The 19,743-nt window shown below is 73.8% G+C and carries 17 protein-coding genes; 6 read left to right on the top strand and 11 right to left on the bottom strand.

The features are described from left to right. Positions 1-306 precede the first annotated feature (306 nt). From ABT095_RS34205 to ABT095_RS34190, 4 genes are all read left to right on the top strand, one after another. On the top strand, positions 307-1,683 hold the full coding sequence (locus ABT095_RS34205) for a Cys-Gln thioester bond-forming surface protein (protein ID WP_350533466.1): 1,377 nt from the start codon (positions 307-309) through the stop codon (positions 1,681-1,683). 167 nt (positions 1,684-1,850) lie between these two features. After that, on the top strand, positions 1,851-3,515 hold the full coding sequence (ettA, locus tag ABT095_RS34200; protein WP_350533465.1) for an energy-dependent translational throttle protein EttA: 1,665 nt from the start codon (positions 1,851-1,853) through the stop codon (positions 3,513-3,515). 198 nt (positions 3,516-3,713) lie between these two features. Further along, the gene (locus ABT095_RS34195; protein ID WP_350533464.1) at positions 3,714-4,187 is read left to right on the top strand and encodes an acyl-CoA thioesterase; all 474 of its coding nucleotides are present in this window, start codon (positions 3,714-3,716) and stop codon (positions 4,185-4,187) included. Between the two features lie 53 nt (positions 4,188-4,240). Continuing rightward, positions 4,241-4,951: a DUF8010 domain-containing protein gene (locus ABT095_RS34190; protein WP_350533463.1), complete on the top strand. Its 711-nt coding sequence runs from the start codon at positions 4,241-4,243 to the stop codon at positions 4,949-4,951. A 9-nt stretch (positions 4,952-4,960) separates the two neighbouring features. On the opposite strand, the gene ABT095_RS34185 is transcribed toward ABT095_RS34190, so the two are convergent. The 10 genes from ABT095_RS34185 to ABT095_RS34140 all read right to left on the bottom strand — a co-directional run bounded on the left by ABT095_RS34185 (position 4,961) and on the right by ABT095_RS34140 (position 17,195). Next, entirely contained in the window at positions 4,961-5,365 is a 405-nt protein-coding gene (locus tag ABT095_RS34185; protein ID WP_350533462.1) for a globin, read from the bottom strand. Positions 5,366-5,445: 80 nt separating this feature from the next. Further along, positions 5,446-6,573: an ABC transporter permease gene (locus ABT095_RS34180; protein ID WP_350533461.1), complete on the bottom strand. Its 1,128-nt coding sequence runs from the start codon at positions 6,571-6,573 to the stop codon at positions 5,446-5,448. Beyond that, positions 6,570-7,487 (bottom strand): ABC transporter ATP-binding protein, encoded by a 918-nt coding sequence (locus tag ABT095_RS34175; protein WP_350533460.1) that lies wholly within the window; start codon positions 7,485-7,487, stop codon positions 6,570-6,572. The genes ABT095_RS34180 and ABT095_RS34175 overlap by 4 nt, the downstream gene beginning before the upstream one ends. Before the next feature lie 117 nt (positions 7,488-7,604). Further along, the gene (locus tag ABT095_RS34170) at positions 7,605-8,681 is read right to left on the bottom strand and encodes an FHA domain-containing protein (RefSeq protein WP_350533459.1); all 1,077 of its coding nucleotides are present in this window, start codon (positions 8,679-8,681) and stop codon (positions 7,605-7,607) included. Positions 8,682-8,730: 49 nt separating this feature from the next. Beyond that, positions 8,731-10,071, bottom strand: coding sequence for a vWA domain-containing protein (locus ABT095_RS34165; RefSeq protein WP_350533458.1), 1,341 nt, complete (start codon positions 10,069-10,071; stop codon positions 8,731-8,733). Between the two features lie 49 nt (positions 10,072-10,120). Continuing rightward, the gene (locus tag ABT095_RS34160; RefSeq protein ID WP_502885119.1) at positions 10,121-11,149 is read right to left on the bottom strand and encodes a PP2C family protein-serine/threonine phosphatase; all 1,029 of its coding nucleotides are present in this window, start codon (positions 11,147-11,149) and stop codon (positions 10,121-10,123) included. A 5-nt stretch (positions 11,150-11,154) separates the two neighbouring features. Then, a complete protein-coding gene (locus ABT095_RS34155) occupies positions 11,155-13,542 on the bottom strand; it encodes a serine/threonine-protein kinase (protein ID WP_350533457.1) in 2,388 nt (795 codons plus the stop codon). Next, positions 13,539-14,867: a hypothetical protein gene (locus ABT095_RS34150; protein WP_502885120.1), complete on the bottom strand. Its 1,329-nt coding sequence runs from the start codon at positions 14,865-14,867 to the stop codon at positions 13,539-13,541. The genes ABT095_RS34155 and ABT095_RS34150 overlap by 4 nt, the downstream gene beginning before the upstream one ends. Before the next feature lie 46 nt (positions 14,868-14,913). Continuing rightward, a complete protein-coding gene (locus ABT095_RS34145) occupies positions 14,914-15,831 on the bottom strand; it encodes a glutamate ABC transporter substrate-binding protein (protein ID WP_350533455.1) in 918 nt (305 codons plus the stop codon). Positions 15,832-15,845: 14 nt separating this feature from the next. Further along, positions 15,846-17,195 carry a GlnX family signal transduction membrane protein gene (locus ABT095_RS34140; RefSeq protein ID WP_350533454.1) on the bottom strand — a complete coding sequence of 450 codons (1,350 nt, stop codon included), beginning with the start codon at positions 17,193-17,195 and terminating at the stop codon, positions 15,846-15,848. 241 nt (positions 17,196-17,436) lie between these two features. Between ABT095_RS34140 and ABT095_RS34135 the strand changes: the two genes are divergently transcribed. Further along, positions 17,437-18,012 carry a nucleosidase gene (locus ABT095_RS34135; RefSeq protein WP_350533453.1) on the top strand — a complete coding sequence of 192 codons (576 nt, stop codon included), beginning with the start codon at positions 17,437-17,439 and terminating at the stop codon, positions 18,010-18,012. A 129-nt stretch (positions 18,013-18,141) separates the two neighbouring features. Here the strand turns inward: ABT095_RS34135 and ABT095_RS34130 are convergent, their stop codons facing one another. Continuing rightward, positions 18,142-18,735, bottom strand: coding sequence for a cysteine hydrolase family protein (locus tag ABT095_RS34130; protein WP_350533452.1), 594 nt, complete (start codon positions 18,733-18,735; stop codon positions 18,142-18,144). 71 nt (positions 18,736-18,806) lie between these two features. On the opposite strand from ABT095_RS34130, the gene ABT095_RS34125 reads away from it, so the two are divergent. Then, positions 18,807-19,733 carry a GlxA family transcriptional regulator gene (locus ABT095_RS34125; protein ID WP_350533451.1) on the top strand — a complete coding sequence of 309 codons (927 nt, stop codon included), beginning with the start codon at positions 18,807-18,809 and terminating at the stop codon, positions 19,731-19,733. Positions 19,734-19,743 lie beyond the last annotated feature (10 nt).

Raw genomic sequence — 19,743 nt, 5'->3', positions numbered from 1 at the left:
GCGTGACTTCCTGCGCGGAACTGCGCGGCCCCGGCGGCGTTCCTGATTGCCGGTGGGATTCTGTTGAGCCGTCAACTCATCTCGCGATGTGGCTCCTTGATAACAATACAGATACGGAACTGTCCTGGAACGGTACGGCCGTTTGCGTGCGGCGGCGGCTCAATAGGATGCGTGTGCATCACACAGGGTGCGGCGGCGGCTCAGGGCGCGCCGCTTTGCAAGGCGGGTGGACGGGCATGGCCCGGCCCGGAGGGATCATTCATGCGCCACAGGCAGAAGCGGGCTGTCTCCCGCACCATCGCTGTCATGCTCACGGCCGGATTGGTCGTCGGCAGCGGCGTCCTGGCGACGGGTGCGGCCGTCGCCACCACCCCCGGCGGGTCCGGGGTCACGGCCCGGCTCCTCCCCGGCATGCGGCACGGCGAGCCGGTCACCTACAGCGTGGCCGGCCGGCGCAAGGCGGGCGAGGCGGGTCTGTTCCAGATCGAGGCGGACGGTGGCGCCCAGCTCCCGGTCTACTGCGTCGACCTGCTCAACGGCACCCGGGAGGATGCCACCTACCAGGAGACCGACTGGGGCGCGAGCTCGCTCGGCGGCACCGCCGGGCCGAAGATCAGGTGGCTCCTGCTGCACTCCTACCCCAACGTCGCCCCGGCGCAGCTGGTCGAGGACGCCGCCGCCCACGGCACGGCGATCGACGGTCTCAGCGAGGACGAGGCCGCGGCGGCCACCCAGGTCGCCGTCTGGTCCTTCTCCGACCCCGGAGTGCCGGTGCAGCAGGCGGACGCGAAGGCGGCGGCTCTCACCGGGTACCTGGTCGGCCGGGCCGAGGCCGCCACGGACGCGCCGCCCGGGCCGAGCCTCGCGCTCACCCCGGACGCCGTCGCCGGGGCGAGCGGACAGCGCCTCGGGCCGATCACGGTCGGGACCGCCGGCTCGCAGGTCGAGCTGAGTCTCGACCGGGCCGCCACCGAGGCGAAGGTGACGCTCACCGACGAGGCGGGCCACCCCGTCAAGGCCGTCAAGGGCGGCACCCGGATCTATGCCCAGGTGCCCGCCGGTACGCCGGCCGGGGTCGGGCAGATCACCGCCGAGGCCACCGTCGAGGTGCCCGCCGGGCGGGTCTTCACCGGCGCCGACGCGGCCGGCCGCCACAGCCAGACGCTGGTCCTGGCCGGGGCGAGGCCCGCCACCACCAGTGCCGCGGCCTCGGTCGGCTGGGCGGCGACCGGCCCCGCCCCGGCCGTCAGCGCCGAGATCGACTGCGCGCAGAGCGCACTCGTGGTCACCGTCACCAACAGCGGCGACCAGGACTTCACCTTCACCCTCGCCGACCGCACCGTGACGGTGCGCCCGAAGGCCACGCAGCGGGTGCCGGTCAAGCTGGCCGAGGACCAGCACTACGACCTCACCCTCACCGGCACCGGGGGCTTCCGGAAGCAGTTCACCGGCGTCCTGAACTGCCTGACCGACAGCAGCGCCACCCCCGCGCCGACCCCGCCGGACACCCCGGCCACGGGTGCGCGGACCCCGACGCACAGTGCGACGCCTGCGGGCGGCCTGGCCTCCACCGGTGGTGGCAGTGACACCCCGGTGCTGCTCGGGATCGCCGGGGTGCTGATGATCGCGGGCGGCAGCGCCGTCTTCGCCCTGCGCCGCCGCGGCCGTCACATCCGCATCTGACCCACCGTCGCCCGCCGTGGCCGGGGCCGCTCGGCGCCCCGCCCCGGTGGGCGGGCCCGGTCGGCGGGCGGCCCGGGCCCGGCAGGCGGTTCGGGAGCCCCGGCGCGGTGCGGCACAATGGAAAGGTTGCAACTCGAATACACCCGACGACGCCGGAGCGATCTCACGTGGCGGAATACATCTACACCATGCGCAAGGTGCGCAAGGCCCACGGCGACAAGGTCATCCTTGACGACGTGTTCCTCAGCTTCCTCCCCGGGGCGAAGATCGGCGTCGTCGGCCCCAACGGCGCTGGTAAGTCCACCGTCCTGAAGATGATGGCGGGCCTGGACCAGCCGTCCAACGGCGAGGCCTTCCTCTCGCCCGGCTACACCGTCGGCATGCTCCTGCAGGAGCCTCCGCTCGACGAGTCCAAGACGGTCCTGGAGAACGTCCAGGACGGCGTCAAGGAGATCAAGGGCAAGCTCGACCGCTTCAACGAGATCGCCGAGCTGATGGCGACCGACTACTCGGACGCACTGCTCGAGGAGATGGGCAAGCTCCAGGAGGAGCTGGACCACGCCGAGGCCTGGGACTTGGACGCCCAGCTGGAGCAGGCCATGGACGCGCTGGGCTGCCCGCCCGGCGACTGGCCGGTCACCAGCCTCTCCGGTGGTGAGCGCCGCCGCGTCGCGCTCTGCAAGCTGCTGCTCGAGGCGCCGGACCTGCTGCTCCTCGACGAGCCCACCAACCACCTGGACGCCGAGTCCGTGAACTGGCTGGAGCAGCACCTGGCCAAGTACAAGGGCACCGTTGTCGCCGTCACCCACGACCGGTACTTCCTCGACCACGTCGCCGAGTGGATCCTCGAGCTCGACCGCGGCCGCGCGTACCCGTACGAGGGCAACTACTCCACCTACCTGGAGACCAAGCAGACGCGTCTCAAGGTCGAGGGCCAGAAGGACGCCAAGCGCGCCAAGCGGCTCAAGGAGGAGTTGGAGTGGGTCCGCTCCAACGCCAAGGGCCGCCAGGCCAAGTCCAAGGCCCGTCTCGCCCGCTACGAGGAGATGGCGGCCGAGGCCGACAAGATGCGGAAGCTGGACTTCGAGGAGATCCAGATCCCGCCGGGCCCGCGCCTGGGCAACATCGTGGTCGAGGTCGACAAGCTCAACAAGGCCTTCGGTGAGAAGGTCCTCATCGAGGACCTCTCCTTCACCCTGCCGCGCAACGGCATCGTCGGCGTGATCGGCCCGAACGGCGCCGGCAAGACCACGCTGTTCAAGATGCTGCAGGACCTGGAGACCCCGGACTCCGGCAGCGTCAAGGTCGGCGAGACCGTCAAGATCAGCTACGTCGACCAGAGCCGCGCCAACATCGACCCGAAGAAGACCCTGTGGGAGGTCGTCTCCGACGGCCTCGACTGGATCAACGTCGGCCAGGTCGAGATGCCGTCCCGCGCCTACGTCTCGGCGTTCGGCTTCAAGGGCCCGGACCAGCAGAAGCCGGCCGGGGTGCTCTCCGGTGGTGAGCGCAACCGCCTCAACCTGGCGCTGACCCTCAAGCAGGGCGGCAACCTGCTGCTCCTCGACGAGCCCACCAACGACCTCGACGTCGAGACGCTCTCCTCGCTGGAGAACGCCCTGCTCGAGTTCCCCGGCTGCGCCGTGGTCATCTCCCACGACCGCTGGTTCCTGGACCGGGTGGCCACCCACATCCTCGCCTACGAGGGCGAGAGCAAGTGGTTCTGGTTCGAGGGCAACTTCGAGTCCTACGAGAAGAACAAGATCGACCGACTGGGCGCCGACGCCGCCCGTCCGCACCGGGCCACCTACAAGAAGCTGACCCGAGGCTGACCGACGCCCCGCCCGCGGCGGGCCGCAGGGGGCTCCCCCCCCCCGGCGCCCGCCGCCCGGTGGACGCGTCCGCGCAACGTGTGCGCAACACCGGCCCGGCAGGCTGCCCTTCGGGGTGGCCGCCGGGCCGCCGCCCGCAAGGCGGCCGGACGGCCGCTCTAAGCTACCTGCGGGTAATCAAGCTTGAGGAGAGTGCTCGTGGCACGCCACATCTACGCCTGCCCCCTGCGGTGGTCCGACATGGACGCCTTCGGTCACGTGAACAACGTGGTCTTCCTCCGCTACCTGGAGGAGGCCCGGATCGACTTCATGTTCACCCAGGCCGCCGAGGCGGGCGCCGGGGAGTTCGCGGGCGGCTCGGTGGTGGCCCGGCACGAGATCGACTACAAGCGCCCCCTGGTGCACCGGCCCACGCCGGTCACCGTCGAGACCTGGGTGACCAAGATCGGCGGCGCCTCGCTGACGGTCTGCTACGAGATCAAGGACACCGCCGAGGACGGCACCGAGACGGTCTACGTCCGGGCCTCCACCGTGGTCGTCCCCTACGACCTGGCCGAGGGGCGCCCGCGCCGGATCAGCGCGGTGGAGCGTGAGTTCCTCAGCCGCTTCATGGACGGGGCCGACTCCCCGGCCGCCGAGGCCGCCGTGCCGGCCGAGGCCGTCGCGGCCTGACCACCGCCCCCGTCCGCCGAGCCCGCCCGCCCCGACCTCAGTGAGCTGACCCGTTGACCACGACTCCCAGTCTCGCCCTCGCCGACGCCGGGGAGGCCGCCGACCTCGCCGCCTTCCTGGTCCGCCTGCTGCGGTTCGACCGCGCGGCGGCCGTGCGGCTGCAGGCCGTGGCCGGCAGCGGGGCGGAGGCCGACCCGGTGGGGGAGAGCGGCGTGGTCGCGGTGTTCGGGCGGCTGCCGCTCGGCAGTGCCGGAGCCCTCGCGATCCGCACGGCCCGGCTGGCCCGCCTCGACGCCCCGGCCGATCTGACCGTCTCGGCCGGGCAGTTGCTCGACGCCGTGGACACCGAGACGGGCACCCTGCGCCTGCCGGCGCCGGTCACCGGACCGTCCTGGGCCGGGATGCTGCCGCCCCGCGCGGGCTGGGAGCCGGTCGGTGAGCCCGCCGCCGAGGCCGTGGTGCCCGAGGTGCTGGCCGCCGTACGGGAGTTCCGCGAGCGCAGCGAGGCGGTGCCCGAGCACCACCGCACCCGGGCCGTCCTCGACGGCCTGGCCGACGAGATCTGGTCCCGCCCGCTCGGCGCCCAGCCGGAGCTGCCGCTGCGGGCCGCCCACGCGGCGTACGTGGTCGGCTTCCTGAAGCCGCAGGAGCACCTGACGGTCCATCGGGTCGGGCCCTGGCGGCGGCTGAACGCCCCCGCCGGTTCGATCGCCGTCCGTACCGCCGCCCCCGGCGCCGGGCTGGGCCTCAGCCCGCTGCGGTAAGCGGCTCGCTCAGCCTGCCGTGTTGACCATCGAGGCGGCGGCGTAGGTGAGGTAGTCCCAGAGCTGCTCCTGCGCCTCGGCGGGGAGCTGCAGTTCGTCGACGGCCGCGCGCATGTGCTTGAGCCAGGCGTCGTGGGCGGCCTGGTCGACGCGGAAGGGCGCGTGCCGCATCCGCAGGCGCGGGTGGCCGCGCTCCTCGCTGTAGGTGCGGGGCCCGCCCCAGTACTGCATCAGGAAGAGAACGAGCCGCTCCTCGGCCGGGCCGAGGTCCTCCTCCGGGTACATCGGGCGCAGCAACTCGTCCTCGGCGACGCCCTGGTAGAAGCGCCGGACCAGCCGACGGAAGGTCGGCTCGCCGCCGACGGCGTCGTAGAAGGTCTCCTCGGGAAGCGTGCCACGCCGGATCTCGTTCACCCGACCATGGTCGCAGACGGCGGAGGGGGCGTACACCGGGACTTTCGGCGTACGCCCCCGGGGCGGAGCGACCGGAACGGCTACACGTCGTCCCAGCTGAAGAACTTCCACGAGAGCGCGGTCAGCACGGCCGCGAAGAGCAGCAGGCCGCCCATGGACGGCAGGATGTCCATCAGGCCGCCGCCCTTGGTCAGCACCGACTGGGCCGAGGTGACCAGGTACCGCAGCGGCAGCAGGTGCGAGACGGTCTGCAGCCAGCCCGGCGCCCCGTCGAGCGGGAAGAACGCGCCGGAGAGGAAGGACATCGGCAGCACGATGACCTGGTTGATGCCGTTGGCCGCCTCCTCGCTCTTGGCGATGGCGCCGGTCAGCAGACCGATCGACATGAAGGCGATGGTCGAGCAGACGACCACCGGGATCACCAGCGGCCAGTTGCCGGTCAGCTTGAGCCCGAAGAACGGCGTGGTGGCCACCAGCAGGAAGATCGCCAGCTGCGCGAAGGCGACCGCCACCGAGACGGTGACACGGGCCGCGACCACCGAGCCGATGCTCACCGGGGCCAGCCGCAGGCGCCTCAGCACCCGCTTCTTGCGCCAGTTGACCAGGGTGAAGGAGGTGCCGAAGACGGCGCCGGTGGCGATCGCCCAGCCCAGCAGACCGGGCGTCAGGTACTGGATCGGCTTGAGCGACTTGTCCTCGACCTGGCTGGCCACCATGGTGTACTTCGGCTTCTGGCCGGCGGCAGCCTGGTTGGCGCCCTGGACCAGCGAGTCGACGACCGAGTGGACCATACCGGACTTGACCTGGTCGGACGCGCTGAAGCGGAGCACGACCGTGCCGTCCGGCCCGGCCGAGACCAGGCCGTCCAGATCGCCCTTGCGCACCTTCTCCAGGGCCGGGCCCTCGTCGGTGAACTTGGTGACGGTGACGGACTTGTCGAACTCGGCCCGGGCCTCGGCGGGCAGGCCGTCGAGCACCTGCACCTGGCCGACCTCGCCGATCTTCACGTGCGAGGCCCCGGCGCCCTTGAACAGGGCCCCGAACAGCAGCAGGAACATCAGCGGCATGGCCAGGGTGAAGAACAGGGCCGTGCGGTCCCGCATGAAGCCCAGCAGCATCACCCGGCTGAGGCTGGTGAAGGAGCTGACCCGCTCCTTGGGCGCGTCGTCCTTGGGTGCGGTCGCCTGGGGGGCGGTGGCGGCGCTCATGCGCGGTACTCCCGTCCGGTGAGCTGGAGGAAGACGTCCTCCAGGGTGGCGCCGCGAACCTCCAGGCCGCGCAGGGCGTTCTGCTCCGCCAGGACGGAGAGCACCGGGCCGGGGACCCGGGTGGAGAGCGCGAGCGAGACGCCGTTGTCCTCCAGGTTGGCGAAGTCGGCGGCCGCCGCGGTGAGCAGCGACTGCGCCGTCTCGACGGTGAGCTGCCCGGACTCGACGCTCACCCGGACGGTGTCGTCGATCTCCCGGACCAGGGCCGCCGGGGCGCCGGTCTTCAGCACCTTGCCGTGGTCCATCACCGAGACGCGGTCGCAGAGGATCTCGGCCTCGTCGAGGTAGTGGGTGGTGAGCACCACCGTGCGGCCCTCGGCGTTGATGTCGCGCAGCAGGTCCCAGAGGTTGCGCCGGGCCTGCGGGTCGAGGCCGGTGGTCGGCTCGTCCAGGAAGACCAGCTCCGGGTCGTGCGCGAGCGCGCAGGCGATCGACAGGCGCTGGGCCTGGCCGCCGGACATCTTGTCGGTGTGCACCGAGGCGGAGTCGGTCAGGCCGACCCGCTCCAGCATCGCGTCGGCCCGCTTGGGGCCGACACCGTAGAAGGACGCGAAGGTGCGGATGGTCTCCCGGGCCGTCAGCTTCACGAAGAAGGCGGAGGCCTGGAACTGCACCCCGATCCGGGGCAGCAGCTTGGGGTTGCGCGGCCAGGGCGTCATCCCCAGCAGCTCGACGCGGCCCTCGTCGGGCTCGCGGATCCCCTCCAGGATCTCCAGCGTGGTGGTCTTGCCGGCCCCGTTCGGGCCGAGAATCCCGTAGAACTCCCCCGGTTCGACGGTGAGTGACACCCCGTCGACCGCCTGTACATCCCCGTACCGCTTACGGATCCCGTCCGCGGATATTGCAGCAGTCATGGGCCGGACTCTAGGGCCTCCAGGGCCCCGGACGGAATTCTTCTGGGCAAAGCTTGAGGGAGGCCGTCGCCGGCCTCCCTCGCGATCATCCTCGAAGCCCCGTCAGCTGACGCCCGTTCAGGAGCGGTGCAGGGTGATGGTGGTCCACGCACCGATGTGGATGCGGTCGCCGTCCTGCAGCGGGACGGCGGTGTGCGGTGGCACCGGGTCGGGGCTGCCGTTGACGGTGGTGCCGTTGGTGGAGTCCTGGTCGACCAGCACCCAGCTGCCGTCCGCCTGCTCGGCCAGCATCGCGTGCTGGTGCGAGGCGCCCGGGTCCTCCGGCGGCACCGAGAGGTCGATCTCCGGCACCGTGCCCCGGTGCTGGCTGCGCCGGCCGATCCGCAGCTGGCCGCGCCCGGTCAGCGGGATCCGCCGCTCGGGGCAGTACGGCGGGAAGAACAGCCCGGCCGCCTCGGGGCCGCTGCGGGCCATCATGTCGGTGAAGTAGTCCCGGTCGGCGCTGACCACGGCGATCCAGGTGGTCCGGGCCGGCGGCTGCGCCGGGGGCGCGGCCGGGGTCTGGGGCGGCTGCGGGGCGGCCGAGGGCGGGGCCAGCCGGAAGGAGGTCGGCGACTGGTCCGGCGAGCGGCCCGGGTCGGGCTGGGCGTAGACCGGCCCGGTGTGCTCCGGGCCCTCCGGCTCGGGGAAGCCCACCGTCTGCGGGAAGGCGGGCGGCGGCGGGTAGCCGTAGCCGGCCTGCTGGGTGGGCTGCGCACCGTGCGCGGGCGGCGCACCGTGCATGGGCTGCGCGGGGTGCCCCGGCTGCGCGGGCGGCGGCGGGGGAGGGCTCTGCGGGAAGGGCGCGGGCGGCGGGTAGCCGTAGCCGCCCGACGGCGGGGCCTGGCGCTGCGAGGGGGCGGACAGGTCGAAGTCGTACCCGCACTCCTCGCAGTACCGGCCGGTCTGAGGGGTGCGGCAGATCGGGCAGGTCACCAGCCCGGCCGTGGCCTGCTGGTACATCCCGGCCGGGGGCGCCTGCGGCGGGCCGGGCGGCGGCGCGGGCTGGTAGGACGGCGGCGGGGGCGGGGTCGGGGACCCCCCGAACGTCCCCGCTCCGGGCACGCTCACGCCGGGCGGTGGGGTCATCGGGAAGCCGCAGAAGTCGCACCAGTCCTCGGCCTGCGACTCGTGTCCCCTCGGGCAGATCGGCATCAGTAAGTCCCCCACACTCCAGCAGGTCCGGTCAGACCGGGCGAACCGGTCACTTCTTCACCCGTACGGTTTTCGTGGACCGGGTCTCAAGGGTCATCGAGTCGGCCGCGCTCACGTTGTTACGGAACCGAACCGTACCCTCCTTCGGGTCGAGCACGTCGACCACCTTCTGCAGCAGCTTGAACGTGCCGTCGTTGCCGGTGGCGTGGGCGATCCGCACCGCCGCGCCCAACTTGGCCGTGGCGCGGTCGAGATCACCCGCGCGGTGGGCCTCCAGGCCCTCCTGGATGGAGCTGGCCAGCTCGGCCTGGCCGGTGTAGTGCGCGACCTGCGGGCTGATCCGGGTGGAGGAGGCCAGGTCGTCCGTCCAGACCGCGCGGACCAGCCCCTGCGAGAGCACCTCGGTGGTGCCGTCCGGCAGCGGCAGCACCAGGCTGATCCGGGCGGCCAGCATCTCGTTGCCGACCGCCGCCGAGGGCACCTCGACGCACACGTGGTAGTCGCGGCTCTCGTCGCCCCAGGCGCCGGTCGGGTAGTCCCCGGCGCGCGGCCCGGCCTCGGTGCGGCGGGCGGTCAGGTCGGCCACCTCGGGGGCGACCTGCTTGACGTACTTGACCACCGCGTTGGCCGGGGTCCAGACCCGCAGCGCGACGTCCGCGACGGACTTGTTCATCGCGCCGGTCATCATCGAGCGGAAGTCCTCGGCCAGCCCGTCCGGCTCGGCGACGATGTCGGCGGTGCCGAGCAGCGCGCCGGCGATCTTCTTCAGCTCCGGGACGTTCCAGTTGGTGCCCACGCCCCGGCAGTCGGCGGTGAAGCGGCCGCTCACCCGCGCGAGCGCCTGCTCCAGCTCGGCCGGGGTCTCGTGCTCGTTCTTGCCGTCGGTGAGCAGGATGGCGTGCCGCAGGACGGCCTCGGGGCGGCTGCGGAAGAGCTGGTCGGTCAGCGTGAGCCAGGTGCCGATGGCGGTCCCGCCGGCCGCGGAGAGCTTGCGCAGCGCCTGCTTGGCCTGCTCCCGGGTGTCGGCCGAGGAGACGGCCAGGCGGCCGGTGGCCGGGTAGATCTCGCGGGCCTCGTGGGTGCCCGCGACCACGGCGAAGGCCACGCCGTCGCGCAGGGTGTCGATGGCCGCCGCGGTCGCCTTGCGGGCGTTCTGCAGCTTGGTGGCCGGGTAGTCCATCGAACCGGAGCAGTCGATCATGATCACCACGGCCGAGCCGTCGCCGGGCTCGTGGCCGGCCGGGTGCTGCCCCGCGCGCTGCGCCGGTACGGCCCCGGTGCCCGCTCCGCTCGCCGTGACGGTGACGATCGCGTTCACCTCGCGGGCGCCCACGGCCAGGTACTCGTTCTGGAAGATGTCGACGGCGAAGTTCGGCCGGGACACTGACATCGGGTGCTCCTGTCGGAAGGTTCGGATGCCGGGGAGTGCTGAAGGTGGGTCAGGCGGTGGGGGTGATCGGCAGCACGGCGACGGTGATGTTGTCGTGCCCGCCCGCCGCGATGGCGAACTGCACCAGCTCCTGGGCCGCCGCGAGCGGAGCCGTCCGGGCGTCGGTGCGGACCACCTCGGCGAGGTCGGTGGCGGCCTCCGCGTAGTTCCACAGGCCGTCGGAGCAGATCAGCACCACGCCCGGCACGTGCGGGGTGAAGCTCACGGTGTGCGGGTCCAGCTCCTCCGCGTCCGCGCCGAGCCAGCCGGTGATCGCGTGGGCGCGCGGGTCGGCGTAGGCCTCGGCCTCGGGCATCAGCCCGGCGGCGACCACCCGGGCCGCCCAGGAGTCGTCCTCGGTGAGCCGGTACGGCTCCGCGGCGGCCCGGTCGTCCGGCACCCAGTAGGCCCGGGTGTCGCCGACCCAGCCGATGGTCACCGCCCCGGCGGCCGAGACCGCGCCGACGTAGGTGCAGGCCGGGGCGCCCAGGCTGCGCCCGGAGGCCTGCCGCCCGTCCGCCCGGCCGTCGTGGGCCAGCGCCGTGACGGCCCGGGCCGCCTCGCCGATCGCCGCCCGCATCGCCGAGCCCGGCTCGGCCCCCCGGGTCAGCGAGGAGCGCAGCGAGCCGGCCGCCGCCTCGACGGCGGTGGCGGAGGCTTCGTCCGGCCGGGCGGACGAGGAGACGCCGTCGCAGACCACCGCGAAGACGGCCGCCTCGCCGCCGGGCAGCGTGGTGCGGGCCAGCGCGAAGGCGTCCTCGTTGCGGTGGTGGCGCAGCCCCCGGTCACTCACCCCCGCGACCCCGGCCAGCTCGCGCTCCTGGTGGTCCCGGGGCCGCGGCTGGCTGCCGCCGCAGGCCTCGCAGTAGCCGTCCGGGGCGACGTCGGCCGCGCCGCAGTGCACACACACCACCGCCGAGCCGGTGGCGGCAGTGCCGGGGCCCGGCGGCGCCTGCAGGCTGAGCCCGCAGACGCCGCAGAAGGCGTCCTCCTCGTCCCAGGACAGGACACACTTCGGGCACACGGTCTGCTGAGGCATTCGGTTCACACCCACGTCCGTGGGCGGGCCCGGTTCGCCCGCTCCACCATCTCGATCCTGATCTCGGCACGGTCGGACAACCGTGCCAGTACCCGGTAGGACTGCTCCAGGGCGAACCGTAGTTCCCGTTCGTCCGCCGGGTGTCCGAGCACCTCGACGGTGCCGGTCCGGCCGCTCGCCCCCGCGCGGACCCAGGCCAGCGCGCTGTCGAGCACCTCCACCGAGAGTTCCTCGCGCCGCCGGGCGTCCAGGGTGAGCGCCGCGAGCTGCTCGGAGCAGCGGGCCAGCTCGGGCCCGAGCGCCTCGCCGGGCAGCCGCCCGTGCAGCCGGGCGCGCACGGCGCCGATCCGGGCGGCGGTGTAGTGGGTGGAGGCCTCGGGCACCGTTTCCAGGGCCAGCACCGCGCCGTCCCGGTCCTGCTCCGCCAGCCGGACCCGGGCCAGCCCGAAGGCCGCGCTCACGTAGCCCCGGTCGGTGGTGGCGACCAGCTGGTAGTACTCGGTGGCGTCCGCCCACTCGCCGAGCAGCTCGGCGGCGACGGCCAGCGCGAGCTTCGGGGTCGGCTCGCCGGGGAAGGCGTCGTACAGCGCGTCGAAGGCCTCGGCCGCCTCCTCGCCCCGCCCGGCGGCCAGCGCGGCCAGCCCCCGGTACCAGACCACCCGCCAGTCCTCGGGGTGGTCGCGCTCCAGCTCGGCCAGCGCCCCGGCGGCGGCCTCGTGGTCGCCGAGCTCCAGGTGGGCCCGCAGGGCGCGCAGGGCCAGCTCCACCGAGGCCGCGCCGGCTCGGTCGAGGGCGGCCAGGACTTCGGCGGGCGATCCGGCCAGGCCGGTGAGCAGGCCCGCGTTCGGGTCCGCCGGGTCCACCCGGGGCAGCGGCAGGGCCAGTGCGGCGGCGGCCGGGTCGACCGGAGCCCCCGTCAGTTCGGTGTCCACCACCCGCAGCTCGGGCCCGAACAGCCGGGAGAGCGCCGGGCGGGCCTGCCCGTCCCGGCGGCTGAGCACCTCGCGCAGCACGCCGGTGAGCTGGTCGGCCATCTCCTCGGCGGAGGCGAAGCGGCGGGCCGGGTCCGGGTCGGTGGCCCGGGTGAGGAAGCGGTAGTACGACTCGTACTCGGTGAACACCGGCACCGCGTCCTGGTCGGGCAGCGAGTACCGGTAGGTGGAGTTGTAGCCCTGGAAGTCGAAGGTCAGCACGGCCAGGGTGCGGGCCACGGTGTAGAGGTCCGAGGCGGGCGAGGGCCCGTCGGTGGCGATCTCCGGCGCCTGGTAGCCGACGGTGCCGTAGATCGGGCCGTCGTCGTCGAAGCGGCGGACGGCGCCCATGTCGATGATCTTGAGCGAGTCCTCGCTCTGGATCACGTTGTCGATCTTGAAGTCGCAGTAGACCAGCCCGCGGGAGTGCAGGTAGCCCAGCGCGGGCAGCGCCTCCAGGGCGTACGCGATCGCCTGCTCGACCGGGAGCGGGTCGCGGTGGCCCTCGGGGGTTCGGCGCTCGCTCAGGATGTCCTTCAGCGACTTGCCGCCGACGTACTCCATCACGATGTAGCCGTCCACCGAGCCGCTGCGCAGGTCCGGGTGTTCGACGAAGTTGATGATGCGGACGATGTTCGGGTGGTCCACCTCGGCCAGGAAGCGGCGCTCGGCGATGGCCACCGCGAGGGCGTCCCGGTCGCCGGTGTCCAGCAGGCCCTTGAGCACCACCCAGCGGTCGCTGACCCGGCGGTCCTGGGCCAGGTAGATCCAGCCGAGCCCGCCGTGCGCGAGGCAGCCGAGCACCGCGTACTGGCCGCCGACCAGATCGCCCTCGCGCAGCTTGGGAGTGAAGGAGTACGGCGTGCCGCACTTGGTGCAGAAGCCGTCCGGGCGGCCCGGGACACCGTTCTTCTCCCGGCCGACCGGGGCCTCGCAGCTGCTGCAGAACCGCCTGCGCTCGGGCACCGAGGGGTTGGCCAGCACGGCGGTGGCCGGATCCTGCGGGGGCACCGGCGGCACGGTGACCAGGCCGCTGCCCAGGTTGCCGCGCCGCCCGGAGCCGGTGGAGTGGGTGGGCGTGGCACGCACCGACGGGCCACTGCCGGTCCGTCCGCTGCGCCCGCTCCGGCCGCTGCGGCCCGAGCGGCTGGACCGGCCGCTGCGGCCAGAGGGGGCCCAGGCCTCGGTGGCCGTGGCGGCGGCGGGCAGGGGTGCGAGCCCGCACTCGTCGCAGTAGCCGTCCGGGTCGACGGTGCCGCCGCAGCCGCTCCGGCCGCACGCGCTGCCCGGTCCGCCGGCCGCAGCCGCAGCGGCCCCCGAGGAGGGCGGAGCGGTCACCGGGGTCAGCCCACACTCGTCGCAGTAGCCGTCCGTATCGATCGTGCCGGAGCAGTCCGGCCGTCCGCACGCCTCGCCCGTCATCCTCGCGCCCCCTGTCCGTCCTGGCCTTGCTCGTCCTGAATGCCCTGCTGCGGGCCCCCCGCCTGCGCGGCCGCCGCCGGGCGCAGCGCCTGCTGGAACCGCGCCACCGCGTCGGCCCCCGCGCGCAGGTCGCACGGCGCGCTCCACAGCAGCCAGCGGGCCTTCTCGAACCGCTCGACGACCTCCGGGTCCTCCGCGACCCCGAGCCGGGCGGCCATCGCCTTGTACGCCTCCAGCCGCCCGCGCAGCTCGGCCCGGACGGCCAGCGGCGCGGCGACCTCGGTGAGCGACTGCCGGGCCCGGGAGAGCTCCTTGGCCGCGGCGTCCTCCAGGGTGTCGAGCAGCGGCGCCAGCCGGTGCCACTGCCCGCTCTGCTGCAGCTCGGCCGCCAGCGCGATCCGCTCGCGCAGCACCGAGGCCGGGCCGGGCACCGCGGGCACCTCGGTGGCGGCGATCTTCGCCAGCACCTCGCCCCGGGCCCGGCGGGCCTCCGCCAGGGTGGCGTCCGCCCGCTGCACCAGGTCGCCGACCGACAGCAGCCGCTCGTGCGCCTCGTCGCGCAGCCGCAGCAGCCCCTCCAGCTCGACCCGCAGGCCGTCCAGCGCCCGCCCGGCCCGGTCGAAGCGCTCGGTGTCCACGGCGCCGCCGGGAGCGGGCCGGCCGGGACCGCCGTCGCCCTGCTGAGGCACCCGGCCCGGCCGCCAGAGCGCAAGCGGATCGGCCCGCACCTCCTCCCGAAGGCCCGTCAGCTGCGTCTCCAGCTCGGCCAGGTCGTCCGCCATCGGGTGCGCCCCGGGCCGGACCCCGACCGAGACGGCGAGCATCCGCACCCGCCCGAGCTCGGCCAGCAGCAGGTCTATCCGGGTGGGCAGCGCGGACCACACCGCGTCGGCGGCGGCCACCACCTCGAGCACGGTCGCGTACCAGCCGTTCATCCGCTCGACCAGCTCGGCCAGGCTCACCTGCTCGACCAGTCGGGCCGGGGCCAGGCCGCCGGCCCCGGGCAGCTGGCTGCCGGGCACGTTCACCACGGCGCCGCCGAGCAGCTCGCTCAGCTCGGCCAGCTCCGGCCCGCTCGGCCGGGTGCGGCGCGAGCGCACCGCGCGGGCCGAGGCCAGCGCCTCGGCGTAGCGGTCGAACAGCGACCAGAGCAGCCCGAGCCCGTGCTCGGCCACCGCCCAGCGCTCCTGGGTGCGGCCGGTCAGCACCGCGCCGTCGAGGAGCCGTCGGCCGGGGTGCTCCTGCAGGGTGAGCAGGGCGGCCTCGACCGCGTCTCGCTCGGCGCTGAGACGGGCCAGGGCGCGGTCCACCTCTTCGCGGCTCATCGCCGATGCGGGCACGCGGGGCGTCCTTTCAGGGTGTCCGGGTCGGTCACGGCAGGTACGGGGTCGGGTCGGTGCCCATGCTGGCGGCCAGCCAGTGCTGGTAGCTCGCCTGCCAGCCACCGTCGGAGCGGTAGTCGGCCAGCACCTGGTTGACCCGGGCGACGAGGTCGGTGTTCTCCTTCTTCATCGCGATTCCGGTGTAGGCCGGGGCGATCTGCTCGCCGGCCAGCTCCACCGTCGGGTCCTGCGAGGTCTGCGCGGCGGCCAGCGTGGTGTCGGTCAAGGTGGCGTCCACCTCGCCGAGTTGCATCAGCACCAGGCAGTCCAGCTGGTTGGCGACTATCCGCACCGAGGCCGTGCCGTGCGGGTTCGCCTTCAGCTCCGTCTGCGAGGAGGACTGGTCGGCGGCGCAGGCCCGCTTGCCCCGCAGGCCCTGGTCCACCGAGGTGACGTGGGCCGACTTCGGCACCACCAGGCGCTGCCCGGAGGAGAAGTAGGGGACGGAAAAGGCGACCTGCTGCAGCCGGTCGCAGGTGATCGTCATGGTGCGGGCGATCAGGTCGACGTCGCCGTTCTGGACGGCCTCGATCCGCTTGGCCGTCGGCACCGTCTTGAGGACCACCTTGTCCGGGTCCCCGAGCAGCGCCTTGGCGATCGCGTGCGCCAGGTCGATGTCGAAGCCCTCGATCCGGCCGGTCTGCGGGTTGCGGTAGCCCCAGTGGTAGCTGTTCTGGTCCACCCCGACGATCAGCTTGCCGCGCTGCTTGATCGCCCGGATCTTCGAGCCGCTCTCGTCCCGGCTCGGCGGCAGGCTGCTGCGGGTGTCGCAGCTCCCCGCCGCGGCCGGGGCCGCCTCGGGCCGGGCCGCGGCGGGGGCGTCCGCCCCCTGTGAGCTGCCCGCGCCGAGCAGCCCGGCGGCCAGCGCCACCACGGTCACCAGCGCTCTGTTCCGTACTCCACGCATGCCCTGCCCCCCGTCTACCGGTACTCGGCCAGCCGTCGGCCGAGGCCGACCACCACTCCCGCGGCGCCCAGCGCCGCGAGCACCACCGCGCCGCCCGCCAGCGCGGTCCACCACCCGCCGACGCCCCGGGCCGCCGAGCGGAACGCGGCCTGCTCGACGGTGGCCGCGTCGGCCAGGTGCTGGTCCAGCGCGGCGAAGGCGGCGTCCGAACTGTCCGAGCCGGGGCCGATCACGGCCTTCAGTGCGGTGTCGTAGTCGCCCGCGTCGTTGGCGGTGGCGGCCGCCTGGTGCTTGGCGGTCCAGTTCTGGAACGCCGTACGGGCCGCCGTGAGCGCCTGGACGGAGCCTTCCGGAGCGCCCTGCCGTGCCTGGTCGAGCTGCCCGCCGGACAGGGCCTTGGTGTCGGCCGCCCAGTCGGTGGTGTACTGCGTGGTGGCGCCCCGGGCGACCAGGTCGAGATTCTCCGCCGCCCGCGCCTGCAGCGCCGAGAAGCGGGCCTGGTCGAGTGCCCGCAGCGGCCGGGCCGCGTGGTCCCGGCTGTCACCGAGCCCGCTCTGCGCCGCCGCACCGGCCGTCGCCAGCCACCCGAGGGTCAGCACCACGGCCGCGGTGGCGCCGAGCATCCCGATGTTGAACACCCGGTTGGTCCGGCGCAGCAGCAGGACCTGACACCACACCAGGGCGGCCAGGGTCAGCACCCCGAGCCCGGCGGCCAGGTACGGCAGGCCCAGCGCGTCCTCGTAGTCGGCGTCCAGCCGCTTGCGCTCGTCGTCCACCAACTGCTGGGCGGTCGGCAGCATGGTGGTCCGCATCAGCTCGGAGGCGTGCCGCAGGTAGGCGCCGCCGAGCGGCAGGCCCTGCCGGTCGTACGTCCCGGCGGTGGCCACCAGGGCCGAGTACACCGGGAGTTGCTGGTTCAGCTTGGCGATCGAGCCCTGTGCCGCGGAGCTGGTGTCGGTCCGGGCCGCCGCCTCGGTGAGCAGCCGGCCGGCCTTCGCCAGGTCGTCCTGGTAGCGCTGGTGCACGGCAGCCGGGGCGTTCCCGGCCAGCAGGAAGTTGCCCGCCGCGGTGGTGTCGGCGTCCGCGAGCGAGCGGTAGATCTCCGCGGCGTTCTCGCTCAGCGGCTCGCTGTGCGAGACGACCTGGTCGGTGGCGCGGCCCAGGCCGACCGCCTGCCAGCAGGTGGCCGCGCCCAGGAGCAGCAGCAGGCCGGTCAGCACGGCGCCGGCGAGCCGGAGCCGCCCCGGTGCCGTGCGGGTGCTCTCCCGCAGTCTGCCGGTGGTGCGCCCGAGCAGCCGGCGGGTCGCCGGTGCGGACGGCTGTCGCTGGGCGGGGACCACGGCCTGCTGCTGAACCGGTGTCACCTCGGGTCTCCGTACCGGTGTCGCCACCTCTCCCATCCCCCCTGTGGACCTCGGAGTTGCCGGGCGTCGGCCCGTCGCCAGCAGTATCACCGCGCGGCCCGGGGGTCACACGCGACTTGCGCTGATCTTGAGCTTCCGTCCGCATGTGGTGCTGTGACGGGCGACGCGGGATGCACCCTATGCGGTTCCGGGGCGGAGCGGGTAGCGCGGGGGTGACTCGTTCGGCCCATACGATGGGGGCATGCGCCTGCTTGGAACGATCTCCGCCACCCGCCCGCTGCTCGTTGTCGCCGTGCGGGAGGAGGCCGCGTACCTCGGGGACGGCCTGCCGGTGCTGCTGACCGGGATAGGGAAGGTCAACGCCGCCTCGGCGGTCGCCGCCGTGCTGGCACAGGGGGTCAGGCCCGCGTCGGTGGTCAACCTCGGGACGGCAGGGGCGCTGCGGCCGGGTCTCGGCGGCACCCACGAGATCGCCCAGGTGCTCCAGCACGACATCGACACCCCCGTCCTGCACGCCCTCACCGGCCGCAGCTACGGCGCCCCGCTCACCCTCCACGACGGCCCCGGCCTCACCCTCGCCACGGGGGACCTCTTCGTCTCCGACGAGGCGGCGAAGGAGCGGCTGGCGCGGGACGCCGACCTGGTCGACATGGAGGGCTACGCGGTGGCCACCGTCGCCCAGCGGGCCGGCGTGCCGGTACGGCTGGTCAAGCACGTCAGCGACGAGGCCGGTGCCGGGGCGGACCGCACCTGGCGCGAGGCCGTGGACGGCTGCGCGAAGCTCCTGGCGGAGTGGGTGCAGAACGCTTCGCTGTGAGCCGGTTGCAACACCGAGGGGCGCGAGGCCCCGCTCGATCAACTGCGTGCGCGAAGTCGGAAGATGACGGCCTGTCGCCTCCCGTCTCGCGCAGTTCCTCGCGCCCCTCGACAGTGCAACTGGATGCCGTCACTCGGCTGCGGCCAGCAGGGCCTTCGTGGTGGTGACCTTGGCGAAGCGCATCGAGTGCAGGGCGGCCGCGGTGGCCCGGGCCAGGTCGGCGGCGGGGACGGTGGTGCCGTCGGGGGTGGCCATGTCGACGGTGTGCATGGCGTCGACCGGGAAGACCACGTCGTAGCCGAGATTGCCGCCCATCCGGGCGGTGGTCTCGTTGCAGACGTTGGTCAGGATGCCGATGAGCACCAGCTGCTCGGCACCCCGCTCCTGCAGCCAGGCGTGCAGGTCGGGGGTGCCGTAGAAGGCGCTGTTGACGGTCTTGGTGATGTGCAGGTCCGGCTCGACGGCCGCCACGTACGGCTTGAGCGCGTAGCCCGGGGTGCCCGGCTGCAGCGGGCCGCTCGCGGAGCCGTGCTGGACGGTGACGACCGGGCGGCCGGTGCGCTGCCAGGCGTCGATCACGGCGGCCATGTTGGCGTCGGCGTCGGGGTTGTCGCGGGGGCCGAAGGCGGCGCGGTCGTCGAAGCCCTGCTGGACGTCGATCACCACCAGGACGGCGTCGTCGGTGAGCTGGAGCGGGGCGTCGAAGGCGCTGGTGTTCGTCATGGCTCCATGCTGGCCGCGGGGGAACGGCCCTGGTGAGGGGCTGGACTGCCGCCGGTGGATAGATTCCCGCCATGCGGACTGTGGGGTGCCTGATCTTCGACGGCGTACGGGCCTTCGACTACGCGGTGATCGGGGAGGTGTGGGGCGCCGGCTTCGACCTGCGGGTCTGCGGACCGGCCGGAGCCCGGGTACGGCTCGGCGGTGGTCTCGAGCGGGTGCCGGACCACGGGCTCGACGCGCTGCCCGACTGCGATCTGGTGGTGGTGCCGGGGGTGGAGGACCCGCTGGTGCGGCGGCCAGAGGCCGTGCTCGACGCCCTGCGGGCGGTGCGGGAGCGGGGGGTTCCGGTGGCCGGGCTGTGCGCGGGCGCCTTCGTGCTGGCGGACGCCGGGCTGCTCGACGGGCGGCGGGCCACCACGCACTGGCGGCTGGCGGGTGCGCTGGCCGAGCGGCATCCGGCGGTGACGGTCGAGCCGGAGGTGCTCTTCACCGGGGACGGCGAGGTGTGGACCTCGGCCGGGGTGGCCGCCGGGATCGACCTGTGCCTGCACCTGGTGCGGGCCGCGCACGGGCAGAGGGTGGCGGCGGGGATCGCGCGGGCGATGGTCACCGCGCCGTTCCGGGCGGGTGGCCAGGCCCAGTTCATCCCCTCGCCGGTACCGCTGCCCGCTGCGGGCGGCGATCCGTTGGCGGCGGTTCGGGAGGCGGCGCTCGGCTCTCTCGAACGTCCCTGGACGGTGGGGGAGCTGGCGCGGATCGCGGTGATGTCGGAGCGGACGTTCGCGCGGCGGTTCACCGAGGCGACGGGGGTGCCGCCGCTGCGGTGGCTGCTGGAGCAGCGGGTGCTCGAGGTCCAGCGGCTGCTGGAGGAGACGGAGTCGGGGGTGGGGCAGATCGCGGCGCGGTGCGGCTTCGGCTCCGCCGTGTCGCTGCGGGCGGCGTTCGTGCGGCGCGTGGGGGTGACGCCGTCGGACTACCGGCGGACGTTCGGGCGTTGACGCTCCGCGC

This window comes from Kitasatospora sp. NPDC002227, assembly GCF_040296285.1.
Lineage (GTDB): Bacteria > Actinomycetota > Actinomycetes > Streptomycetales > Streptomycetaceae > Kitasatospora.
The sequence above is the reverse complement of the archived record's forward strand: the minus strand, read 5'-3'. Positions and strand labels throughout refer to the sequence as shown.

Bases quoted from the DNA above. Each gene is read 5' to 3' on its own strand.
- ABT095_RS34145 (WP_350533455.1), bottom strand. From the start codon at position 15,831: ATGCGTGGAGTACGGAACAGAGCGCTGGTGACCGTGGTGGCGCTGGCC.
- ABT095_RS34165 (WP_350533458.1), bottom strand. From the start codon at position 10,071: ATGTCAGTGTCCCGGCCGAACTTCGCCGTCGACATCTTCCAGAACGAG.
- ABT095_RS34125 (WP_350533451.1), top strand. From the start codon at position 18,807: ATGCGGACTGTGGGGTGCCTGATCTTCGACGGCGTACGGGCCTTCGAC.
- ABT095_RS34135 (WP_350533453.1), top strand. From the start codon at position 17,437: ATGCGCCTGCTTGGAACGATCTCCGCCACCCGCCCGCTGCTCGTTGTC.
- ABT095_RS34155 (WP_350533457.1), bottom strand. From the start codon at position 13,542: ATGACGGGCGAGGCGTGCGGACGGCCGGACTGCTCCGGCACGATCGAT.
- ABT095_RS34170 (WP_350533459.1), bottom strand. From the start codon at position 8,681: ATGCCGATCTGCCCGAGGGGACACGAGTCGCAGGCCGAGGACTGGTGC.
- ABT095_RS34160 (WP_502885119.1), bottom strand. From the start codon at position 11,149: ATGCCTCAGCAGACCGTGTGCCCGAAGTGTGTCCTGTCCTGGGACGAG.
- ABT095_RS34180 (WP_350533461.1), bottom strand. From the start codon at position 6,573: ATGAGCGCCGCCACCGCCCCCCAGGCGACCGCACCCAAGGACGACGCG.
- ABT095_RS34130 (WP_350533452.1), bottom strand. From the start codon at position 18,735: ATGACGAACACCAGCGCCTTCGACGCCCCGCTCCAGCTCACCGACGAC.
- ABT095_RS34205 (WP_350533466.1), top strand. From the start codon at position 307: ATGCTCACGGCCGGATTGGTCGTCGGCAGCGGCGTCCTGGCGACGGGT.
- ABT095_RS34150 (WP_502885120.1), bottom strand. From the start codon at position 14,867: ATGAGCCGCGAAGAGGTGGACCGCGCCCTGGCCCGTCTCAGCGCCGAG.
- ABT095_RS34175 (WP_350533460.1), bottom strand. From the start codon at position 7,487: ATGACTGCTGCAATATCCGCGGACGGGATCCGTAAGCGGTACGGGGAT.